This is a genomic window from Microtetraspora sp. AC03309 (assembly GCF_020826795.1).
Taxonomy (GTDB): Bacteria; Actinomycetota; Actinomycetes; order Streptosporangiales; family Streptosporangiaceae; genus Microtetraspora; species Microtetraspora glauca.
This window is the reverse complement of the sequence record NZ_JADDIL010000545.1, coordinates 1-432: the sequence shown is the minus strand read 5'-3', so window position 1 is coordinate 432 and position 432 is coordinate 1. Positions and strand designations below refer to the sequence as shown.

General features: G+C 66.9%; 1 protein-coding gene. It reads left to right on the top strand.

The features are described 5' to 3' along the window. Window positions 1-266: hypothetical protein (locus IMZ11_RS44280; protein WP_228649761.1), on the top strand; the 266-nt coding region annotated here is incomplete at its 5' end. Between the last annotated feature and the right edge of the window lie 166 nt (window positions 267-432).

The window sequence follows — 432 nt, the reverse complement described above, 5'->3', positions numbered from 1 at the left end:
CTGCCGCCGGAGCAGATCCGGCAGCAGGCACCCGATCGGCAGCCGACACCATCAACGACCTGACCGCCAAGGGCTACAACGTCCAGATCAACTGGGTCAGCGGGGTCAGCAGCGAGCCCCTCACCCGTTGCCGGGCAACGGCGGTTCACAATCCCGATCGGTCAGCCGGCACAGACCCGTCGAATACCACTGTCTACGTGGATGTATCGTGCCCCAACGAAGCCGACGACGGCGTCTGGGGCGGTATCGGGATCGGGTTCGGCTGACCCCGACCGCCGTCTGCACGGATCAGAACGCGGCCCCGTTGGGCGCCGAGGTGGTGGCGTAGGGGTTCGACATGGTCGTTGTCGGCGGCGAGGTTGTCTCGACCGGCACTTCCTGTGGCGGCGGTGGCGCACTGGACGTTCCGATGTCTTCGCTGGTGCTGACGGG